This window comes from Rhizobium sp. USDA 4016, assembly GCF_056279705.1.
The window spans coordinates 1269873-1291616 of sequence record NZ_JBWCCY010000004.1 but is presented as its reverse complement, the minus strand read 5'-3'; the positions used below and the strand labels follow the sequence as shown (position 1 = coordinate 1291616).

At 60.0% G+C, this 21744-nt stretch carries 18 protein-coding genes and 1 tRNA gene; 6 read left to right on the top strand and 13 right to left on the bottom strand.

Going from position 1 to position 21744, the window contains the following annotated elements; translation table 11 throughout:
- Position 1 precedes the first annotated feature (1 nt).
- Both ACZ9DP_RS21480 and ACZ9DP_RS21475 read right to left on the bottom strand, forming a co-directional pair.
- Positions 2 to 946, bottom strand: coding sequence for a carbohydrate ABC transporter permease (locus tag ACZ9DP_RS21480; RefSeq protein ID WP_476203511.1), 945 nt, complete (start codon positions 944 to 946; stop codon positions 2 to 4).
- Positions 947 to 1144: 198 nt separating this feature from the next.
- On the bottom strand, positions 1145 to 2404 hold the full coding sequence (locus tag ACZ9DP_RS21475; RefSeq protein ID WP_476203510.1) for an ABC transporter substrate-binding protein: 1260 nt from the start codon (positions 2402 to 2404) through the stop codon (positions 1145 to 1147).
- A gap of 523 nt (positions 2405 to 2927) precedes the next feature.
- Here ACZ9DP_RS21475 and ACZ9DP_RS21470 point away from each other — a divergent pair.
- Positions 2928 to 3812, top strand: coding sequence for a glucosamine kinase nucleotide-binding domain-containing protein (locus ACZ9DP_RS21470; RefSeq protein ID WP_476203509.1), 885 nt, complete (start codon positions 2928 to 2930; stop codon positions 3810 to 3812).
- The gene (locus ACZ9DP_RS21465) at positions 3809 to 4570 is read left to right on the top strand and encodes a GntR family transcriptional regulator (protein ID WP_074068969.1); all 762 of its coding nucleotides are present in this window, start codon (positions 3809 to 3811) and stop codon (positions 4568 to 4570) included. Before ACZ9DP_RS21470 ends, ACZ9DP_RS21465 begins: the two co-directional genes overlap by 4 nt.
- 5 nt (positions 4571 to 4575) lie before the next feature.
- Here ACZ9DP_RS21465 and ACZ9DP_RS21460 read toward each other — a convergent pair whose 3' ends face one another.
- Together ACZ9DP_RS21460 and metH are read right to left on the bottom strand one after the other, a co-directional pair.
- On the bottom strand, positions 4576 to 4800 hold the full coding sequence (locus ACZ9DP_RS21460; RefSeq protein WP_476203508.1) for a type II toxin-antitoxin system Phd/YefM family antitoxin: 225 nt from the start codon (positions 4798 to 4800) through the stop codon (positions 4576 to 4578).
- A gap of 145 nt (positions 4801 to 4945) precedes the next feature.
- Positions 4946 to 8719: a methionine synthase gene (gene metH / locus ACZ9DP_RS21455; protein WP_476203507.1), complete on the bottom strand. Its 3774-nt coding sequence runs from the start codon at positions 8717 to 8719 to the stop codon at positions 4946 to 4948.
- 174 nt (positions 8720 to 8893) lie between these two features.
- Between metH and ACZ9DP_RS21450 the strand changes: the two genes are divergently transcribed.
- On the top strand, positions 8894 to 10153 hold the full coding sequence (locus tag ACZ9DP_RS21450; RefSeq protein ID WP_476203506.1) for an AGE family epimerase/isomerase: 1260 nt from the start codon (positions 8894 to 8896) through the stop codon (positions 10151 to 10153).
- A gap of 193 nt (positions 10154 to 10346) precedes the next feature.
- Here the strand turns inward: ACZ9DP_RS21450 and ACZ9DP_RS21445 are convergent, their stop codons facing one another.
- From ACZ9DP_RS21445 to ACZ9DP_RS21430, 4 genes are all read right to left on the bottom strand, one after another.
- Positions 10347 to 10835: a heme-degrading domain-containing protein gene (locus ACZ9DP_RS21445; protein WP_194727528.1), complete on the bottom strand. Its 489-nt coding sequence runs from the start codon at positions 10833 to 10835 to the stop codon at positions 10347 to 10349.
- Between the two features lie 88 nt (positions 10836 to 10923).
- A complete protein-coding gene (locus ACZ9DP_RS21440; protein WP_039845403.1) occupies positions 10924 to 11325 on the bottom strand; it encodes a DUF4174 domain-containing protein in 402 nt (133 codons plus the stop codon).
- Positions 11326 to 11423: 98 nt separating this feature from the next.
- The gene (locus tag ACZ9DP_RS21435; protein WP_039845404.1) at positions 11424 to 11807 is read right to left on the bottom strand and encodes a BRA0787 family protein; all 384 of its coding nucleotides are present in this window, start codon (positions 11805 to 11807) and stop codon (positions 11424 to 11426) included.
- Between the two features lie 240 nt (positions 11808 to 12047).
- A complete protein-coding gene (locus tag ACZ9DP_RS21430) occupies positions 12048 to 12758 on the bottom strand; it encodes an SIMPL domain-containing protein (RefSeq protein WP_476205442.1) in 711 nt (236 codons plus the stop codon).
- Positions 12759 to 12949: 191 nt separating this feature from the next.
- Between ACZ9DP_RS21430 and ACZ9DP_RS21425 the strand changes: the two genes are divergently transcribed.
- Positions 12950 to 13025 (top strand) — tRNA-Ile (locus ACZ9DP_RS21425).
- Positions 13026 to 13119: 94 nt separating this feature from the next.
- Complete coding sequence (locus ACZ9DP_RS21420; RefSeq protein ID WP_476203505.1) at positions 13120 to 13731, top strand: ABC transporter ATP-binding protein; 612 nt, start codon at positions 13120 to 13122, stop codon at positions 13729 to 13731.
- Between the two features lie 317 nt (positions 13732 to 14048).
- On the opposite strand, the gene ACZ9DP_RS21415 is transcribed toward ACZ9DP_RS21420, so the two are convergent.
- On the bottom strand, positions 14049 to 14660 hold the full coding sequence (locus ACZ9DP_RS21415) for a hypothetical protein (protein ID WP_476203504.1): 612 nt from the start codon (positions 14658 to 14660) through the stop codon (positions 14049 to 14051).
- A gap of 44 nt (positions 14661 to 14704) precedes the next feature.
- Positions 14705 to 15034 (bottom strand): hypothetical protein, encoded by a 330-nt coding sequence (locus ACZ9DP_RS21410; RefSeq protein ID WP_476203503.1) that lies wholly within the window; start codon positions 15032 to 15034, stop codon positions 14705 to 14707.
- An 888-nt stretch (positions 15035 to 15922) separates the two neighbouring features.
- Here ACZ9DP_RS21410 and ACZ9DP_RS21405 point away from each other — a divergent pair.
- A complete protein-coding gene (locus ACZ9DP_RS21405; protein WP_476203502.1) occupies positions 15923 to 16207 on the top strand; it encodes a hypothetical protein in 285 nt (94 codons plus the stop codon).
- A 467-nt stretch (positions 16208 to 16674) separates the two neighbouring features.
- Here the strand turns inward: ACZ9DP_RS21405 and ACZ9DP_RS21400 are convergent, their stop codons facing one another.
- Genes ACZ9DP_RS21400 through ACZ9DP_RS21390 form a run of 3 tightly spaced genes read right to left on the bottom strand, consistent with a single transcriptional unit; the run spans position 16675 to position 21553 of the window.
- On the bottom strand, positions 16675 to 18843 hold the full coding sequence (locus tag ACZ9DP_RS21400) for a glycosyltransferase family 2 protein (RefSeq protein ID WP_476203501.1): 2169 nt from the start codon (positions 18841 to 18843) through the stop codon (positions 16675 to 16677).
- Entirely contained in the window at positions 18828 to 20132 is a 1305-nt protein-coding gene (locus ACZ9DP_RS21395; protein WP_476203500.1) for a hypothetical protein, read from the bottom strand. The genes ACZ9DP_RS21400 and ACZ9DP_RS21395 overlap by 16 nt, the downstream gene beginning before the upstream one ends.
- A 35-nt stretch (positions 20133 to 20167) precedes the next feature.
- Complete coding sequence (locus ACZ9DP_RS21390) at positions 20168 to 21553, bottom strand: HlyD family secretion protein (RefSeq protein ID WP_194727536.1); 1386 nt, start codon at positions 21551 to 21553, stop codon at positions 20168 to 20170.
- Positions 21554 to 21744: the final 191 nt, after the last annotated feature.

The window sequence follows — 21744 nt, the reverse complement described above, 5'->3', positions numbered from 1 at the left end:
CTCAGAACTGATACCGGCGCATGCGCCGCTGGATGGCAAAAAGATAGAAAGAGACGCCAGCGAGAATGATTAGGAACATCGTCGTCGCGATCGTCGCCCCCATGGAACGGTCGCCGAGCTGCAGCTGGAAGCCGAAGAAGGTGCGGTAAAGCAGCGTTCCCAAAATGTCGGTCGACATATCGGGACCGGCAAGCGCGCCCTGCACCGTGTAAATCAAGTCGAAGGCGTTGAAATTGCCGACGAAGGTCAGGATCGAGATGATGCCGATCGCCGGCAGGATGAGCGGTAGCTTGATCTTCCAGAACTGTGCCCAGCCGGTGATACCGTCGCATTCCGCCGCCTCGATCACCTCTTCCGGAATGCTGAGCAGCGCCGCGTAGATCAGCATCATCGGGATGCCGATATATTGCCAGTTGGAAATCAGCGAGACGGCGACCAGCGCCGGGCCGGACTGGCCGAGCCAGGGCGCGAAGAAGGATTTCATGCCAACAAGGCTCATCAGCCAGGGTGCAACGCCCCAGATCGGCGAGAGGATCAGCTTCCAGATGAAGCCGACGATCACGAAGGAAAGCAGCGTCGGCAGGAACATCGCCGTGCGGTAGAAGGCGACGAAACGCAGCCGCGGGGTGGACAGAAGCGCTGCAAGCGCAACGCCGATCGGATTCTGCACGCACATATGGATGGCGAAAAAGATCAGGTTGTTGACGAGCGCATTCCAGAAATCATGCGCCCAGCGTGGATCGCCGAACAGCACCTTGTAGTTCGCAAGGCCAACGAAGGCGGGCACGCCGTCAACCACATTGTAGAACGAAAGCCGGAGCGTTTCGATCAACGGCAGGATCATGATCGCCGAGTAGACGACGACTGCCGGGAGAAGGAAGACGCCGATATGCCAGCGCACCGGGCGCTTGAGCGGAATTGGGGTTGCCGATGTCAGATCGGTCATTGCTTCTGGCTCGCTTTGCTTCGTTCTCTCCCTCATCCCTGTCCTCGGGGTTTATCCCGAAAATCACACAGGGATCCAGTTGCGCCGCCTCGGCGGCGCGGGAGACTCTTCTCACGCGAAAGACTTCGCGTGGCTTGGATTCCTGTGACGAGCACAGGAATGAGGGCGGCGAAGATCGCCGCCCTTCTTGCTGGAGGCTTACTTGGCCGGCTTGTACCAGCCGTCGAGACCCTTCTGGAGCTTTTCGGCAGCCACTTCCGGCGTATCCGTGCCGTTGATGACGTTGGCTGATTCAACCCAGGTTTCGTTTTCCAGGTTCGGCGTGCCGCGCGACAGGATCTGATAGGTCGAGCGGACGGTCGACTTGTACGGGCCGCGCCAGGAAACGAATTCCTGAGCCAGCGGATCGCTCATCTTCACCGGGTTTGAGTTCAGGCTGAAGAAGCCCGGCAGCGAGTTCGCGTAGATGTCTGCGAATTCGGAGGAAGCAACCCAGCTCAGGAATTTCTTGGCTTCCTCGGCATGTGCGCTCTTGGTATTCAGGCCGACACCGATGTCCGGATGGTCGGAGATGTAGCCGGTGTCGCCAGCCTTCGGAACCGGCGGCGGGAATGCGCCCATCTTGAACTGCGCCTGGCTGTTGAACAGCGAAATTTCCCACGAGCCGGCCGGGTAGATCGCCGCACGGCCGAGCGTGAAGAGGTTCTGGCTGTCGGAATAGGTCTGCGCTTCGAAGCCGTCGCCGAGATAGGGCTTCCACTTGGCGAGTTCCTTGTAGGGCTCGACCCATTCGGCATCCGTCAGCTTCTTCTTGCCTTCGATCAGGGCCATGCGGCCCTCTTCGCCCTTCCAATAGTTCGGGCCGATATTCTGGTAGCCCATGGTTGCGGCTTCCCAAAGGTCCTTCGTGCCCATCGCCATGGGAATGTAGGTGCCGTCCGCCTTGATCTTTTCGAGAGCGGCGTAGAACTCGTCCTGCGTCTTCGGAACGGCTATGCCGAGCTTGTCGAAGGCGTCCTTGTTGTAGATGAAGCCGTGAATGACCGAAGCCATCGGAACGCAGAAGGTCGACTTGCCGTCGTCAGTCGACCAGGCAGCCTTCGCAACCGGCGTGAAGTTTTCCATGCCCGGCAGGCTTGTTAGGTCTGCAAGCTGCTTCTTGTTAAAGAGTTCGAGCGAGGCGTCGAACGGCCTGCAGGTGATGATGTCGCCTGCGGAGCCGGCGTCGAGCTTGGCGTTCAGCGAGGCGTTGTATTCCGTCGGCGCCGTCGGCGAGAAAACGAGCTTGATGCCCGGGTTCTTGGCTTCGAAGGCCGGGATGATCTTTTCCTGCCAGATCTGCAGGTCGTCGTTGCGCCAGCTTTCGATCGTCAGCGTGACATCCGCAGCATAGGCAAAGCCGGCAGACGTGAGCAGACTGGAGGCAAGCAGCAGGCTTTTCAGAGCAGTGTTTTTCATTTCCCTCTCCTGTTTTAAGCGCCGCAGGGCGCCATCTTGGTTCTGAAACAAGCAGTTGGCGTGCCTGAGGATTACACCCAACGCCCCTTGGAAGGGCCGCCAGCAACTGCCGGCCCCCGAAAGCTCGACGGACGCGGAAAGCAATGACGCTGCCGGCCCGTATGCGCCCTCCCGATACGCTGAACCGGGCGCGATAATCTCCTAAGGAAAAAGCTGCAGGCGGCTTGGTCTCCATGGCGTTTGCGCCGAAGCGGCAATCGTGATGCGACCTGAAACCGGCTAATGTCCTGATGCCGGTTTTTCTCTGCCTCTACGTGCTGTTCCCTTTTCCGGAATTAAGGCCAAAAAAATACCAATTGTCCAGCCGATTTTAACTTTTGGCGCCCAAAAATTTCAGTTAAAAATTTTATCATTGAAAATCAATAACATATAAGCGCAAAATTTTCGAACCAATTCTGCTTGGTAAATGGTATTTTTTTGGTATTGTAGCAATAACCTAAAGCATGCAGCGTTCGGAGGCTCGATGACGGAATTGGCAATCGGCATAGACGGGGGCGGATCGAGCTGCCGGGCTGCAGTTGCGGACAGCAAGGGCAACGTTCTGGGCCGCGGCAAGGCGGGGCCTGCCAACATCCTCTCCGATCTCGATAACTCTCTCCTCAATATCATCTCGTCAGCGCGCGAGGCTCTGCGGGATGCGGGTCTGCCTGGTGAAACCGTTTCCAAGGTCTGCGCCGTCGTCGGCGTCGCGGGCGCCAATGTCGGCGACTACGGAGCCCGCATCGAGCACGCCCTGCCCTTTGCAGATTGCCATGTCGTCACTGATGCTCTGATCGCGCTTGAGGGCGCCCTCGGCGATTCGGACGGCGTCATCGGCGCTTTCGGCACCGGCTCGGTCTACAATGCCCGCAGGGACGGCAAATTGCGAGGTATCGGCGGCTGGGGCTTCGTCGTCGGTGATCAGGCAAGCGGCGCGCGCCTCGGCCGCGACCTATTGGAAAAGTCTCTGCTCGCCTACGACAAGGTGCGCCCGTCTTCGCCGCTGACAGTAAAGCTCATGACCGAGTATGGCGACGACCCCGAACGCGTCGTCGAATTCGCCCACGCCTCGAAACCCAAGGAGTTTGCCCGATACGCGCCGCTTGTCTTCGATTACGCCGCACAAGGCGACGAGATCGCAATAGGCATCATCAAGGACGCCGCTGCGGCGATCGGCGATAATCTGGACGCCCTCCTCTGGCCGGAATGCCCAGCGATCTGCCTGCTCGGCGGCCTCGCAAAGGCCTATGAACCCTGGCTCGCCGAGCGGCACAAAGTCCTTCTCAGAGAGCCGAAAGGCGACGTCCTCCAGGGCGCGATCGATCTCGCATTAAAATTTCTTCAGGAGCGGCAGAAGGGTGCGGCATGACGGATGATTTCGCCAGCATCCTTTCGCCCGAGCGGCTTCAAGGCGGCGGCAGCGGCCCGCTCTATGTCAAACTGCGCCGCACCCTTGAAGAAGCCATTCGCGCCGGCACGCTCGGCCACGGCGATGCCTTGCCGCCGGAGCGCGACATTGCGGAGTTTGCGACCGTCAGCCGAGTCACGGTCCGCAAGGCGATAGACGAACTCGTCGCGGACGGTCTGCTCGTGCGCCGCCACGGCTCCGGCACTTTCGTTGCCAAGCCGGTCTCGAAGGTCGAACAGCGGCTGTCGCAGCTCACCTCCTTCACTGAGGATATGGCCCGCCGCGGCATGACCTCGCGCTCCGAGTGGCTGCATAAGGGCATCCATACGCCCTCGCCCGACGAGATGATGAACCTCGGCCTTGCCGCCGATATCAAGGTCTCACGGCTGAGCCGCCTGCGCATCGCCGACGACCAGCCTCTGGCAATCGAGAACGCCAGTGTCTCGGGCGAATTCCTGCCGGACCCTTTCGTGGTCACGACATCGCTCTATGCCGAACTCGAGAGGCGCCAGGTTCGTCCCGTCCGCGCGGTGCAGCGCATCTCAGCCACCAATATGAAGGAGGCCGACGCCCATCTGCTTGGCGTCCCCGTTGGCGCCGCCGGCCTTTCGATCGAGCGTATCTCCTACCTCGGCTCGGGGCGTGCCGTTGAATTCACACGCTCGCTCTATCGCGGAGACGCTTATGATTTTGTGGCGGAACTGACGATCGGGGCCTGAGACTACTACCTGCCCAAGCTGCGATGTCCTCCTCGTCCATCAATTCGAAAAAGTTCGGACCCGTTCCGATAGCTTTCTCTTTGAGAAAACCAATCTGAAACGAGATCTGCGCGCGGCGCCAGCTTCGCAACCGGCTTCTGTCCCTTCACAATAACCACTTCTTCGCCAGCGCGTGCGGCCTCAATCAGCTTCAACACATTGATCTTGGCGGCGCAGAGAGTCACCGTCATCAGCGCACCCTGAGCCGACTTAGCTATTTGCTCCATATACTACCGATTCCCCGGGCTTTAGAGATACCAAAAGAATAAACCCGGAAAGTGAAGCACTTTTCCGGGTTTCTTGATCAATGCCTGAAGACATCGCATACGCCACGCGTTACGCCGCGTCGTCGATCTCCTCGGCAGCCTTGCGCGGCACGTAGTTGAGCACTGGCCCGAGCCAGCGTTCCACTTCGGAAATCTCGATGCCCTTACGCGCGGCATAGTCCTCGACCTGGTCGCGCTCCACCTTGGCGACGCCGAAATAGTAGCTGTCGGGGTGGCCGATATAAAGGCCGGAGACCGAAGAACCGGGCCACATGGCGTAGCTTTCCGTCAGCTTCACGCCGGCGGCCTTTTCGGCGTCGAGCAGGCGGAAGAGCGTCGCCTTTTCCGTGTGGTCGGGTTGCGCCGGATAGCCCGGCGCAGGGCGGATGCCGGCATATTCCTCGGTGATGAGTTGCTCGTTGGTCAGCGTCTCGTCCTTGGCATAGCCCCAATATTCGCGCCGGACCCGTTCGTGCATGCGCTCGGCGAAGGCCTCGGCGAAGCGGTCGGCGATCGCCTTGACGAGGATCGAGGAGTAGTCGTCGTTGGCACGCTCGAACCGCTCCGCGATCGCAATTTCCTCGATGCCCGCGGTCACCACGAAGCCGCCGACATAGTCCTCGACGCCGCTCGATACCGGTGCGACGAAATCCGACAGCGCAATGTTCGGGCGGCCATCGCGCTTGGAAAGCTGCTGGCGGAGCGTGTAAAAGGTCGCAAGCTCTCCGGCGCGCGCCTCATCCGTGAAGAGACGGATATCGTCGCCGGCGCTGTTCGCCGGCCAGAAGCCGATGACGGCACGCGGCCGGAACCACTTCTCGTCGATCACCTTCTTTAGCATCGCCTGCGCATCTGCCCAGAGGGCACGCGCCGCCTCGCCCTGCTTCTCATCTTCGAGGATTGCTGGGAAGCGCCCGCGCAATTCCCATGTCTGGAAGAACGGCGTCCAGTCGATATACTTGGCGATCTCCGCCAGATCATAGTCCTCGAACACCTTGGTGCCGATGAACTGCGGCCTAGTCGGCTTGTAGGCGGCCCAATCCACCTGCTGCGCATTCTCACGGGCGCGCGAAAGCGGCAGACGAACCTTCTCGGCCTCGCTGCGCGCATGAGCAGCGGCAACCTTGGCATATTCGCCGCGGATATCGTCGATATAGCCCTGGCGCGTATCTGGAGACAGCAAGGACGAGACGACGCCGACGGCGCGGCTTGCATCCGTCACATAGACCGCCTGGCCCTTCGCATAGCCGGGATGGATCTTCACCGCGGTATGAACGCGGCTCGTTGTCGCGCCGCCGATCAGGAGCGGGATATCGAAGCCCTCGCGTTCCATCTCGGCTGCCACATGCACCATCTCGTCGAGCGACGGCGTGATGAGGCCCGAAAGGCCGATGATATCGACTTTTTCGGCTACCGCCGTCTCGAGAATCTTTGTCGCCGGCACCATCACGCCGAGGTCGATGATCTCGTAATTATTGCAGGCAAGCACGACGCCGACGATGTTCTTGCCGATATCGTGCACGTCGCCCTTGACCGTCGCCATCAGGATCTTGCCGGCAGTCTTCCTGTCGTCGCCGCCATTGAGGCGCTTTTCCTCTTCCATGTAAGGCAGCAGCACGGCGACCGCCTGCTTCATCACCCGCGCCGACTTGACGACCTGCGGCAGGAACATCTTGCCGGAACCGAACAGATCGCCGACGACGTTCATGCCGGCCATCAGCGGGCCTTCGATGACATGCAGCGGACGTGCCGCCTTCTGGCGGGCCTCTTCGGTATCGGCCTCGATATATTCTGTGATGCCGTTGACCAGAGCGTGTTCAAGACGCTTTTCGACCGTCCACTCGCGCCAGGAAAGATCCTGAACTCTGGCCTCCTTCGTCCCTGCGCCACGGAAACGCTCGGCGACTTCGAGCAGGCGCTCGGTACCATCCGGGCGCCGGTTAAGCACGACGTCTTCGCAGGCTTCGCGCAGCTGCGGATCGATCTGGTCGTAGAGCGCAAGCTGGCCGGCATTGACGATGCCCATGTCCATACCCGCCTGGATGGCGTGGTAGAGGAACACGGCATGCATTGCCTCGCGCACCGGCTCGTTGCCACGGAACGAGAAAGACAAGTTGGAAACACCGCCGGAAATATGCACCAGCGGCATGCGCTGGCGGATTGTGCGCGTCGCCTCGATGAAATCGACGCCGTAATTGTTGTGTTCCTCGATGCCGGTGGCGACGGCAAAGATGTTCGGATCGAAGATGATGTCCTCTGGCGGAAAGCCCGCCTTCTCGGTCAGGAGCTTATAGGCGCGGGTGCAGATATTCACCTTGCGCTCGTAAGAATCCGCCTGTCCTACCTCATCGAAAGCCATGACGACGACGGCCGCACCGTAGCGGTGCAGCAGCTTCGCCTGGGCGAGGAAATTCTCCTCGCCTTCCTTCAACGAGATCGAGTTGACGATCGCCTTGCCCTGAACGCACTTAAGGCCCGACTCGATGATCGAAAACTTCGACGAGTCGATCATCACCGGCACCCGGGCAATATCCGGTTCGGCCGCGATCAGGTGCAGGAACTCGACCATCGCCTTTTCGGAGTCGATCAGGCCTTCGTCCATGTTGACGTCGATCACCTGCGCGCCGTTTTCCACCTGATCGCGGGCGACGTCCAGGGCCGCATTGTAGTCGGCGTTGGTGATCAGCTTGCGGAAGCGGGCCGAGCCGGTAACGTTGGTGCGCTCGCCGACGTTGACGAAAGGAATGTCCTTGGTCAGTTCGAAAGGCTCGAGCCCCGACAAAGACATAAAAGGCCGGTGTTCCGGGATCGGCCGCGGCTTGTACTTGGCAACCGTCTCGGCAATCGCGCGGATATGTTCCGGCGTCGAGCCGCAGCATCCGCCGACGATATTGACGAGGCCCTCGCGGGCGAAGCTGTCGATCTGCGCCGCCATCAGCTCCGGCGTCTCGTCGTACTGGCCGAATTCGTTCGGCAACCCGGCATTCGGATAGGCGCAGACGAAGGTGTCGGCAACACCCGCGAGCTCCTGCAGATGCGGACGCATCGCATTGGCGCCGAGCGCGCAGTTGAGGCCGATTGTGAACGGTTTGGCGTGGCGCACCGAGTTCCAGAAGGCTGAAGGCGTCTGTCCAGACAGCGTGCGGCCGGAAAGGTCGGTAATCGTGCCCGAGATCATCACCGGCAGGCGGATACCCTTGGCTTCGAACCGCTCCTCACAGGCAAAGATTGCAGCCTTGGCATTCAGCGTATCAAAAATGGTCTCGATGAGGATAATGTCCGCGCCACCGTCGATGAGGCCATCGATCTGCTCGCCATAGGCAATGCGGAGCTCGTCGAAGCTGATCGCACGGAAACCCGGATTGTTCACATCCGGCGAAATCGAGGCAGTGCGGTTTGTCGGGCCGATGGCGCCCGCCACGAAACGGCGGCGGCCATCCTCGCGCTCGGCGCGGATCGCCGCGCGGCGCACGATCTCGGCACCCTCTTTATTAAGCGCGTAGACCTCGCCTTCCATCTGATAATCGGCCTGCGCGATGCGGGTCGAGGAGAAGGTATTGGTTTCGAGAATATCCGCGCCAGCCTTGGCGTATTTATAGTGGATTTCCTCGATCGCATCTGGCTGCGTCAATATCAGAAGATCGTTATTGCCCTTCTGGTGACAGGCGCAACCGATGAAGCGATCGCCCCGGAACTGGTCCTCATCGTAGGCGAGCCCCTGGATCTGCGTGCCCATGGCGCCGTCAAGAACGAGGATTCGTTCGCTCGCGGCTTTCCGCAGAGCTGCAAAGACTTCGCTGCCGTCGCGTTTTGCCCCTTCGGGGCTGAAAAGATTGTCGAACACGGGCGGACTCCTTGACGTCGTTTTAAAGACCAAAGCGACCAGATCACATAAAGATATCTTTATGTCAATATATGCCTGACGTTTCCGGTTTTGCAAGGCTGGGCGGGTGACAGACCAGAGCGTGCTCTATATAGGCCTTTCGCAAGGCGTTGTGCATGAAATCGGAGGAGTAACATGGCACCTGCAATCGGCGGCACCGGGCTCGGAAACTGGAGCGCCCGCGCCTATCACCGCAACTGGCTTCTCACCCAGGCAAGCGGCCTTTTCGATTTCTTCCAGCACAATTCTGTCAATCCCAAGGGCGGTTTTTACGATCTCGACGATCATGGCAAGCCGCTTGATGCCGAGGGACAGGTTCGCAGCATTCATATTGCGTCGCGCGCAGTCCACTGCTTCTCGATCGGCGTCCTTCTCGGCCGTCCGGGTGCCGCCAGCGTCGTCGATCATGGCATGGACTACCTCTGGAACCGCCATCGCGACAAGAAGGATGGCGGCTATTTCTGGTCGCTGAACAATAATGGCCCCGTTGATTCCAACAAGCAGGGCTACGGCCACGCCTTCGTGCTGCTGGCTGCGTCCTCAGCGAAAACCATCGGCCATCCGCTGGCCGACGGAATGTTGGCCGACATCACGGAAATCCTGAACACGAAGTTCTGGGAGCCGCAGCATGGCGCCATCGCCGAAGAGTTCACCGCCGACTGGCAGCCGCTCGACGGCGGCGCCTATCGCGGCCAGAATTCCAACATGCACCTGACCGAAGCGCTGATGGCCGCCTTTGAGGCCACCGGCGACAAGGAATATCTCGCCAAGGCCGAAAGCATCGCCAATCTTGTCATCCTCCACGCGGCCGGTTCCGTCGGCTGGCGCGTCGCCGAGCATTTCAGCGCCGATTGGGCTATCGACAAGAACTACTATCATCCGAACGAAATGTTCCGTCCCGCCGGCACCACGCCCGGCCACTGGCTGGAATGGGCCCGGCTCATCCTGCAGCTGTGGTCACTCGGCGGCAAGCGCCACGACTGGATGCCGGACGCGGCGAAGGCCCTCTTCGCACAATCCATGGCGCTCGGCTGGGACGACGACAAGGGCGGCTTCTTCTACACGCTCGATTGGCACGACAAGCCCGCCAAGCGCAACAAGCTCTGGTGGCCCGCCTGCGAGGGCGCCGGCGCCGCCCACTTCCTCAACGAACACCTGCCGAGCGACTTCCACGAGCAAAGCTACCGCAAGATCTGGAACGTCATCGAACGCGCCTTTATCGACCATGAGAACGGCGGCTGGCACGAAGAACTGACGGAAGACCTCGTTCCGTCCCACAGCCTCTTCCCCGGCAAGGGCGATATCTACCACGCGCTACAGGCCTGCCTCATCCCGCTCTTCCCGGCGACCGGCAGCCTGACCAAGGGCATCATCGAGGCTGGCGGGACGATTTGAGGCAATTGCCGGCGCGGGCGCTTCCCTCAGACGCCCACATTCCTGTGCTTGTCACAGAGATCCAGCAGCGCCATGTCCATGGCGCGGGAGACTCATTGAGGCTAGCCAAAAAGAGAGTCATTCACGGCGCAGGCGCGCCGTGCCAAGCACAGGAATGAGGGTCACGTAAAGTGGCGCTCCGCAGTTAAATCCCTCATCTCAGCCGCAAGATATCCAAATCCTTCGCCAGCATCAGTGACAGCGCCTCCACGACGAGGTTGTGGTCGTCGCGCTGCGGCAGGCCCGAAACCGTGACGGCGCCGATGCAGCCGGTTCCCTTGACGTTGATCGGGAAACTGCCGCCATGCGGCGCGTAGTCGGCGCCGGAAAGCCCGTTGTCTTCGACCGTCTTGCCGTCCTTCTGCAGCTTCAGGCCACAGGCATAGCTGCTCTTCCAATAGCGGAACACCATGTTGCGCTTGCGGCGAACCCACTGGACGTTGTCGGGCGTGGCGCCTGGCAGCGCCGCGTAGAAGACCGGCATGGAATGCAGCGTGACGTCGATTGCCACGCCAAGGCCGCGTTCGGTCGCGAGTTCGTGCAAGAGCTTGCCGAGTTGCCAAGCGGTGGTGAGATCGAAGGCGTCGAAGCTCAGCACCTTTTCCTGCTCAGCGATCCGGCCGAGATCCTCTTCGATGGTCATAAAACTCGCTCCTCTTGCGTCATCGAACCGGCGGAAAACATCCGCATCCGGCGGCAAAAGTAAAGCAGAATCGTGATGATACCGAAGCTCAGTGCGGCATCGACGACAGCGCGCCTATGATTTCCTCGGGCCGCACGGGCTCGCTGGAGCGCAGCTTCACGGTGCCGTCGCGGTCGAGCAGGACAAGGCCGAATTCACCGGGCTGCGGTCCTTCGAGGTCATCGCGGATTTCATCGGCGTCGAGGTCGTAGGAGCCTTCGAAAAGCGGAAACACCCCGCCACCGGCGATACTGAACACCTCGATATCATCCTCGATGAAACGCAGATGCGAGGTGCGTAGCAACTCGTCCTGAACGGCCGCACGATCATCATCCGCATCCGCAAATATGATGAGCACGCGCTTTGAGCCAATGAATGGTTTGAGACAGTCCGGCGAAACGGGCGCACGCGGCGCCGGACCCATGATTTCGCGTATGATTGATTTTAGCATGGTGCTCACATCCTTCGTGTCTGTCTTCAACGATTGGAAGTGAGACCGGTTCCCTGCGAGCGTGACGGGACCGCGGCCTGGCGCGATCCCTCAAAGGCTCATTCGGGCGGCTTGCGCTCTGCAGTGCGGCTGGAGACGGCCATGATATCGGCGCCGCCGTTGGCAAGAAGGCGTTTGCGCACCAGCACGCGCATGACGCGGGCGGCCGTCGAGAAGCTCATCTGATCGAGCGGCCCTTCACCTTCCCAGGGTTTGGTCAGTCTTTCGGTGACGGCGCCGACAATGTTCATCGGCACGATGTCGTCGCATTCGCGCATGGCTTCGAAGACGAGGCTGATCGGGATGACCCGTCCTTCGAACGTGACGATCGGTTCGGTAAGTTCCGTATCCCATTCCTCGAAGGCATAGAGCGCTTCGCGGAACAATTCCTGAAGGGTGATCGGGGCGTGTCCGTTGTGAAGTGGCGGCAAGGCATTCGTCATGTCTGTCTCCTCTTGTGGATTAAGCCAATTCCTCCTCATCGGCCGGGATCGAAGCAGGACACACAGAACCCCAGGGTTCCCTCCGGACCGAATAACACGATCGATTTTATAGTGTAACACTCGCGTGATAAAGCGATTTATGCCCACCGGGCTGCCGACACGCCTCCGGAATGGGATAAGCCGCTGATATCGCTGAAGAACATCAACGGCTTTTTTTCACTTTGAAGTGGAGAATTGAGGCTACTGCTCGAGTGCGAAGGTGACGTTGACGGTAACATTATAGGCATTTTCGCCGCCCTGAACCGGCACAGCGGCGTCGCTTGCCTCCTTCATCATCGCCGCGCGATAGACCGGCTGCGGCAGCGGGCGAACGCTGTTTTCGCTGATTTCGATGATGCGGCCGAGCTTCACGCCGGCAGCCTCCGTCAGCGTCTTTGCCTTCTTGATCGCTGCCGCGACGGCATCCTTGCGGGCCGCCTCGATTGCCGCGTCCGGCTTGTCGTTGGTGAACTGGATGTCGCCGCCCTGGTTGACGCCGAGCGTCACGGCCTGGTCGATGATGCCACCCAGCTCGCCAAGATCGCGCACGCGAACCGTCAACCCGTTGGAAACCTGGTAGCCGATCAGTTCCGGCGGCTTCGGCTGGCCGTCGTTGTTCTGCGGATAGTTATACTGCGGCTGCACCGAAAAACCCGAGGTCTGCAGGTCCTTGTCGGCAATCCCGCCCTTCTTCAGCGCTGCCAGCACCCCAGCCATCGCCTTGTTGTTCTCGTCGAGCGCCTCGCGCGCCGTCTTCGCCTGCTTTACGACGGCAAGGTTGAGCACCGCCATGTCCGGCGCCAGCGCCGATTCCCCCTCGCCCGAGACCATGACCACCGCCTCGCGCGGCTTCGTTTCGTCGGCAGCCGAAGCCGAAGCCCCCGCCAGCGCGGCAGGCATGCCGATCAGCATGCCGAAAGCCACGTTTCTGATAGTCCGTAGCGCCATTTTTTCACTCCTTGGTTGTCGCCATCCCGCCTCACTCTTTGACGATTGATTGTGAAGCTATTGCGGCAGCGTCTTGTCGCTGCATCCGAATTGCGTTAGAGCGAAATCGCACCGGGGAGCCATTGCCCCGCTGCCCGCGCGGCAAAGCCACGCGAGGGCCTGTAGCTCAATGGTTAGAGCCGGCGGCTCATAACCGCTTGGTTGGGGGTTCGAGTCCCTCCGGGCCCACCACCATCTACCGCTTTGATTTCGCTAAAAATCCTGTAAACAAAGGCTTTGTTTACTGCTGGCAAGGGCCATCGTGCGGCGGCCCTCGGCCTTCCTGATGGACGAGCCGCTTTCCAACCTCGATGCGAAGCTCCGCGGCTTCATGCGCGCCGAGCTCAAGCGCATGCAGCACCTGCTCGGGGTGACCACCGTCTACGTCACCCACGATCAGGTCGAGGCCATGACCCTTGCGCATCGCGTTGCGATCATGGACCGCGGTGTGCTGCAGCAGATCGGCACCCCCCGCGAGGTCTATGATTGCCCGGCGAACCTGTTCGTCGCCGGCTTCATGGGCTCGCCGCCGATGAATTTCCTGCGCGGGCGGATCGAGAACAATCGCTTCGAGAGCCACGGTTTGAGCCTGCCGGTGGCAGCAGATACGGGAACCATGGCCAAGGATGTGGTCATGGGCTTCCGCGCGGAAGATGCCGACATCGTCAAGCCAGGCGCTGGTCTGTTCGATGCTACTGTCTACGCCGCTGAGCCTACCGGCGACGTGACGTTGGTCACGCTCGTGGTGGGCAAGGAGAGCCTGTCGGTCAAGATGCCGAGGGATTACGACATCGACTTCGACAAGGCGGTTGCCGTGCACTTTCCGCTCGATCGAGGCTTTCTGTTCGACGCCCATTCAGGTGTGCGCATGGCGGACCGGCTCGTGTCCGTATCCTGACTGATTCTTGTAGGCTCCAAGCCTGCATCTGGTTCAGGAGCTTTCGCCCCAACCGCTTTGCAGCCTTCGTATTGCGGCGGCTTTGCACCAAAACATTGGCTCTGAAGTTGTTAAGGCTCGATCTTAAAGGCTTTGCAATGGTCGAGAAGACCTCATGCTGATTATTCCAAAACTCTTGAATCGCCTGTCCCGGCAATACCAAAGCCAACCTACGATGCCGTCATCAACCACAGCGCTGCTGCCCATCCGGCGAGGTCCTGCCCCTGTGGGACACGGACCGCCGCGAACGTCGTCGGATTGGAGATGAAGAAGGTTGTTCAGAAATTGAACCGCACGCCGAAGACATTTGCACTGGAGCCGCCGTGCACGTCGCCGAGCGTCCCCCAGGCTCCGGACCGGTGGTGTATCCGCCAGAAGAAATCGACGTCGCGCATGGCGTTGAAGGAAAGGTTCAACTCGGGGCCCAGATAGAACAGCGTTCTGGCGTCCCCGTTATGCTCCAGCTCGTTCTTGCGCTCCCGTCCCTCCTGGGTATGCGTGACATGGCTGATGCCAAACGTAAAGGCTGGTGAGATACGGACGGTATCACCAATCTCGAAACCGTCGTAGCGAGCGACGCCGCCGCCCCAGAATTCCGCATTCGGATGCCCGCCGAATCTTCCGGCGAGCCCCGCTTCCAGTCCGAACCTGAAGGAGCCCATCCTAGCCGGGAAGTACTGGTAGCCGAGGCCGAAGATCGGGAGGTCCTCGTATGTGACGCCGAAAGGATTGGCTGCCTGGAGGATGTCGGCGTCGACCATCGTGCCGCCGAAGGCGAATACCGACTGATTGACGTCACGGTTCTGGGCCTGCGCGTCGGTTGTTCCCAAGAACGGCATAGTGGCAGCGCCGAGCAGCAGAGCAAGCGGGATGGCGGTTGAAGGCTTCATATCGGATCTAATCCTCGACTTCATGTTTTCTCCAGCGCGCGCATTCACCTAAGGCTCTGGAACAGCTCCTGACTGGGCGAAGACACGTCTGCTAGCCCCTGCATGCGGCCCCGCAGGATCGTCAGCGGGGTCCTGAGTTCGTGGGGGTCGCGGAATTCGAGTACTTCGGCTCCTTCGCCGCCCGCTGCAACCATTCGGCCATGCGGTTGAAACTCGATCAGGTGGTCGGCCTCGCCGAAGCTGCCTTGGCCCGACGCCCGTCCGCCAAGGTCGCCCGACGCTATCGAGCGGGCCGCCTCCGTCACGGTCACGAGCGGCGTGACAAGCCTCTTTTCCACTCTCAGGCCCACATAAGCCGTTACGGGACTGCCCAAAAGAATTTTCCATCGCAATCTCCGGTAGTTCCGGAATGACCCTGCGCAATGAACTCTACACATTACCTCCACGAAAACGCAACATTGCGAAGCCATATGGTAGAGGGCCGCCAGAAAAGATTACCGTCCGGCGAGGTCATAGCGACTTCAAAGCCGTCCTTTGCAGGGTCGTATCGAATACCAACCAGCTAGCCAACCTACAGAACCAATCCGCCGCAGTACCCTGTTGGCAAGCCTGGATGAGGGCGAATAACCCCCGGCTCTGATCACGTGGGGCCATAACGACCCGCTTTTCACTGCACCCGGGCGGAGGCCTCCCTTGCCGACCTGCCGGACACCAAGCTTCATTTCTCTGAAACCGGCCATTTCGCGCTCAAGGAAAACCTGAACGAAATCGCCGCTTTGATCTCCGAATTTCTAACGAGCTTTAGATGAAGCGTGCACGGAAACGCGCGACAGTATCCATCGGTATAGGCCCGCGATATCCAAGATCAATATTCGGGACGTGGGGGGCTTGCTAAAGTTTCTGAACGGAAACCACCTCGGACATCACGACAATGCGACACGTCCCCACCCACGACAACTCTCGCGGGCACGCGCTACCCGTTGCGTTTGCCGGAATAGTACTGATCGGCGCGTATGCCGTCGGCCTCGCCCTCATGTCGACAAAGCCACGCGTATCTACGTCGCCATCCTTGCGAATGCGCCATTCCCGAGTGCGGGGCATCGCCGGGGGCGACCTGCTCCGTCAACGGCGAGTTTGTCCGTATGAAGGTCGGACCGACCGTGCGATGTTCATAAAGGTCCACGCCTTCCCCGCGCACGTACCGGCGAAAGCAACGTCACAAGCAACTGAGTTCGCCTGTTTCCCCACACCGGAGCGATGACATGGATGTGACGACGAACCTCGACAAGATGACGCCAGGCGAGAAGTACGGCGTTATCCGTCTCCTAAGCCGCAGGCTCCACTTCTCCGCCATTCTGGCGAAGCAACGCGGCGACGATTTCTGGGACAGGTTGGAGCACCTGGCCGATCGGCTGCTCCGCGAGAGCGATGCGATTGTCACGGGGGGACCGTGCATCTCCGATCCCATCCTGGTCGAGGCAGCGGACCTGCTCGCTCGGTTCGACAACGCGGCCACATCGGGACGGCAGCTTCGCTCAAATGAGTAGACCCCGTTTCGAATATGTGCGTGGGGGCGCGATTGGCAATTGTTCTCGCAGACCGATCATGAGTATAGCATCCTACCGTTAAACGGTGCTTGATTTCTACGTATGACTGCTACACAACTGCTACGCAGCAGAGAGGAAAAATGATTGTTTTTGTTCGCCTTTTACAAATTAATAGGGCTTCCCTGCAGGCCCACCATTTGTTCTAAGGCACATAACGGGTTTAATCGTTGAAGACGTTTCCAAAGGATGATTTGAGTAATACGTCAAGCAACATTGGTGAATCGCAGAAAAATGTCGATCTCTACTCCGTTCTATCGAAACATATTCTGATTAGCGGATAGAAAGCCCGGTCTGCCTAGCGATCGCTAACGACACAGAGCATAGAAGCTTGAATGATAGCCAACTCCCAACCGTTGAAGTTCGAGGTTTCCCGAGGCATCCGGACCAAGCGTTAGCAGTCGTTCCGCTCACTCGGCCAGCGGCGGCGCAGCACTCGCCGCTCCGATCTGCAAAAGCGGCACCCTTTGTGCAAGGTCACGCGGCCTCTGCCAGCGTAGCAGAGCCTGCCGCGATCTGACGCTGACGGCGTGCTTTTCGATGGTACCGGCAAGCTTCGAGGGGCGATCGAACGTGCGGCGCCAGAGGCCTCGGATGGCGGCAAGTGGATAGGCGCGGGCGGGCATGGCCTGCGGCATCTCGCTAAACAGGCGCTGGATCATCTTCCGGCGGACATCCTCGGCGCTCTGCCGGATTTCCCAGTCGTAGCGGCGGTCGCGGACTGCGACGATGGACATGGATAGGCCGAGGCGCGACCTATCCACGCCGCTCACCCTGCCCGCGACGTCGAAGTCGGCGAAAGGCGAAAAGATTACAATGTCGCCTGCACGAATCTGCCCGGCCGTCCGATTGTCATGCAGAGTGATCTCGGCCTTGCTGATTGAAATGGTGTCGACCGTGCAGGGCATACGATTGCCGTCGCGTGCAAGATTTGCCTGCCGTGCGAGCGGAAACCGGATGCTGTCAAGCGGCTCTCGCGGAAGTTCTATGCAAACGAGCAGGGAAACGAAGGCATAGACCATGACGACCATGCCCCACGCGACGCTGAAGCCGTCGAGGTCGTTGTAGGTGCCCATCAGGGGACCGTTGAGCATACCCATGAACGTCAGGATGATGACCAGGAGGAACGTCCCGGCGATCGGGTAAAGGACATCGACGCGCGCTCGGTCCTCGCCCTTGGCCGTGACCTTGAACGGCCGCCCGAACGGATGGATGAGGGCGTGAAGCAGGGCGATCGTGATAGGGATCGCCGACACCATTTGCGACACTTCCGTAAAGAGCGGCATGCTGCGCCGGCCAGAAACCCAGGCATGAAATACCCACATGCCGCCGACCATCGGAAGCGCATAGAGGAAGAAGGCTTCCGGTTCCATCTGGATCGCCGGCAGGCCGAGGAAGTAGTAGAGGATCGGCGCTGCCATCAAAAGCAGGATGAACGGGCGGCAGAACCAGAAGAGCAGTCCGTGGAAATAATGCAGCCGTTGCAGGAAGGTGTATCCGCGGCCGAAGAACGGGCCATCCCGGAGCAGCGCGACCTGAATGGTTCCGAGGCACCAGCGGCAGCGCTGGGTAATATAGCCTGAGAGGCTTTCGGCCGAGAGCCCGACGCTCAGGCGTTCGTTCAGCCAGCGGGTCTTCAAGCCCTTCTGCAGCAGCCGGTAGGTCAGGTGGATATCCTCCGTGACCGTTTCCTGCGGCATGCCGCCAATCAGGCCGAGCGCATCGCGCCGAACGATGCAGGACGTGCCGACGCAAAAGGCAGCCCCCCATCCGTCCTTCGACGGCTGCATGACGTCGAAGAAGATGCGCTGGTCATCGACCCATGCCTTCGATGCCAGGAGATTATGCTGGACGGGGTCGGCATTGTAGTAGAACTGCGGTGTCTGGATGAGCCCGATCCCTGGATCGGCGAACTGGCCGACGGTGCGCTTCAGGATGGCGCGTTGCGGCGCAAAATCGGCGTCGAGAATGAGGATGAAGGGCGCGTTGGTCTCCTTCGCCGACTGCCGGATGGCATTGTTGAGATTGCCGCCCTTGGCGCCCACATTGTCGCCGCGCCGCAGATATCGCACGCCAACCTCGGTGCAATAATCCTCCAGCCAGTCGCGGCGTCCGTCATCGAGCACCCAGACAGTGAAATTCTGATAGTCGATCGCCTTTGCGGCAAGGATCGTGCGCTCCAGAATGGATAGCTCTTCATTATAGGTGCAGATGAAGACATCGACGGCCGGCGGCGATGCGGCGCCGGCGATGGTGAGTTCGCTCGCGTCCGCAGCCGCACTGTGGTCCGTCCGCCGGAAGAAAAAGACGATCGAAAGCACCGTATAGAAGATGACGACGATTTCGAAAGAGAGATAGGCGCGCGGCCACAGCGCATAGGCGCTCCATTCGAAGTCCGGCAGCGTCTTGGTGATGCGGAAATAGAGATAATTCAACAACATGACGATGAGGATCATGCCGAAGATGACGCGATCCTTGCCCCGGCGGCTGTCGAGCAGCCAGGCGCAGCCCATGATGAGCGCAAGCGCCAGCAGCGAGAAGAGAATGGCGTCCGAGAGAGTGACTACTTCGGGGGACATGGGCTATCCTTGCTGATCAGCGCCTGGCCCGCGCGGCCGAGGAAAGGGTTGAGGTCAAGCGCGGCAAGCACGGCCCAGCCGGTCGCCCCGATATGCGGAAGACGGTAATATTTGAAATCGCCGGGCGAGGAGTTGGGACCGACCTGAAGGCCTGTCGAAATCTGCTCGTTGACCGTCGCATAGATGAGTCCGCCGGGCGTGACCTGGGCAGCGATGGTCTTGAACAAGGGTTCGGCCTTTTCGGACTGTCCGGCAAGCCGCAGAACGAGTGCTGCCTGCGCCGTGCCCTCGAGCCAGATACCGTCCCGGTCGTTGTTGAAGTCGAAGCCGCCATCGACGCCATGGTTAAGCTCGGTCCATTCCATGACCCGCTCGACCTTGGTCTTGAAGTCCGGCACGGCGATCAACGGCCACAATTCGGCGTCGAGCCCCGACATCGCGATATTCGGAGCGTTGCTGTCGGGGGCGCTGCCGATATAGAAGCGCCCCTCGCCGTCGTCCCACATGGCACGAAGGAACTTCAGAGCGCTGTCGCCGCGGTGGGTCCAGTCGCCGCCGGCGTCCAGACGCGCAAGCCAGCTATCCGCGGCGTAGATATCCAGATTGTGTTCCGTCGATTTCCAGGTCATGCGCTCAGGCGCCGGCTCATGGCCGAAAAAGCCGCCGAAATAACCCGGGCTTTGTGGATCTGCCGTGCTGCGATGGATCCAATCCATGATCTTGCGTGCGGTGTCGAGATAGGCCGGCTGTTCCGTCTCCTCGTAGGCCATCAGCAGCGCCAGCGCGCCCCATGCGGTGCTGCCCGTCGCACTCCCGACTTGGTAGCCGTCCTCGATCCAGGAATTGCTGGCCGCACTCCAATAGCCGGGCAGCAGCATTCCCTCCTTGCCCGAAACGACCGGACCGGACCGGTAGGCATTTCTCAGCCGTCCATCATGATAATGACGGTCCGTCTCCACGGCGAGCACAAGGGCATCGGCGATGCGGCGCGCTTCGGCCTTTCGCTTGCAGCCGTAAAACGCCATTAGGGCAAGCGCGTTGTCATAGGTAAAGCCGGTGTTTTCCAGAGCCGGATGGAGCGCCGAGCCGCCGTTTGCCGGTTCGAAACTGCGCAGGACGAAGGGCTGCGCCGGATCGCCGCCCATCTGGGCAGCCAGCCCGTCGCAAAGCGTGCAGGCAAGCTCCTGATGTTCGCTATCTGCAAGCGCCGGGAATGCTGGCAGGACAATCACTGCCGCGGCGAGCAGCAGCAAGCGTCCTATGTTGATGGTCGATCTCAGATGCTTCATTGTTGACCCTCATCAATGCAGCGGAAAAACCGGCGTTACGGATTGGTGGGTTCGGCAGCGGCTGAGCGCGGCGCCGTCGCCTTGTCGAAAAGCGCGGACGCCGAATGTATCGTCCCGGGCGACGCCAGCCTGTCCATCGCCAGCTTCGAATAGCGGGCGATCCGGGAGACGATCGTCTCGCCCAATGAGACGATCACATCCTCGCCAACATGACATCCAAAGAATTTGTCGTTGTTCTGATGCGCCGGACCGCCTCCCTTGCCGGCCGGTTCGTCGATCTTGACGAGCACATAGACCTCGTGGCCTTCGGCTTCCGGAAACTTCGCGTAATAGCGATTTTCCGGGCCTGAGTTGAAGTAGCGCACGATCTTGTAGATATGGGCGTCGCGCTTGACGCCGAGGCTGCGGAAATTGACCATCGCCGGCATGCCGATCTCGAGCGACGTCACATCGCGGCTGCGATAGACGGCGGCAGCAAAGGCCTCGTTGCAATCCAGCGATTTTGCCACCGGCTGGCCCTGCATCACGAAATCGCCGAAGGATGCGTCGACGCTGACGATCTGGCCATGGCGCTCGGCGACGACCTCGGCGGCCCCGGTCTTGCCAAGCCGACCCTCCTCCCGTGCGATCAGGTTTTCGACCTGCTGCTTGCGCTCCGTCATCTGGTTGATCTCGATGTTGTCTTCGGCGATCTCGCCGGCAAGCTTGGTGCGCTGCATTTCAAGCGTCAGCAGATTGGCGGCGACGGTACCGCCGGTGTAGATGTCGCGTTCGACGAGCGACAGGACAATCTCGTTGCGGCGCAGTTCGCCGCGCGCGGAGTCGAGTTCGTACTGCGCGGCGTTACGCTTCTGGCGCTGCGGTTCGATGCTGGCCTCGGAGATCAGCTTCTTCTTCAGAAGCACCAGCTGCCTCTGCAGCAGGGCGTTTTGTTCATTGAGCCGCGCCTCGTAGGTCTGCACGTTGTAACGGGCATTCTCGATGACCGCCGAAAGCTCGCTGATCACGCCGTCCTTGACGTCCGCGATCTGGCTCTTGACCTTCTGGAGCTGGTCGGTGCGTTCCTGAACGACGCTTCTCGTATTGTTCAGCTTTTCGGTGAGATCGAGCTTCTCAAGCCGCAAGCCGGTCAGCGACGTCTGGTCCTGGTTGGGATTGGAGACCGTCGCCATGACATCGCCGAGCTTGACGACTTGTCCGACCTGCAGGGAAATCCTGTCCACCCTGCCGTAAATCGGCGAGGCGATCATTTGCACCGGCGCATTGATGACTGCGCGCGTGGAGACAATGAAAAACTGATTGGGGATCATCGCCATGGCGATCGTGAAAATCAGCATAAAGGCGAACACATAACCAAGTGCCCTTGATACTGAAAGTATCTTATGATCACGCGGATCAAGTAATAGATTTTCGTCCTTCATTTTCGCCAATCCTGACTTTTTACACTACAGGCCGAATAGAAGGGCGTTTCCATGTATATTTTTTATTAGTTATATTTTATATCGATGAAACTCGAGTATGCAAACGAAATTTTTTCTATGGTCTCGATGTTTAGATTCAATATCGGTACGAGAAGTACCACCGATAATGCAATCAACCATCTTGTTTAAGT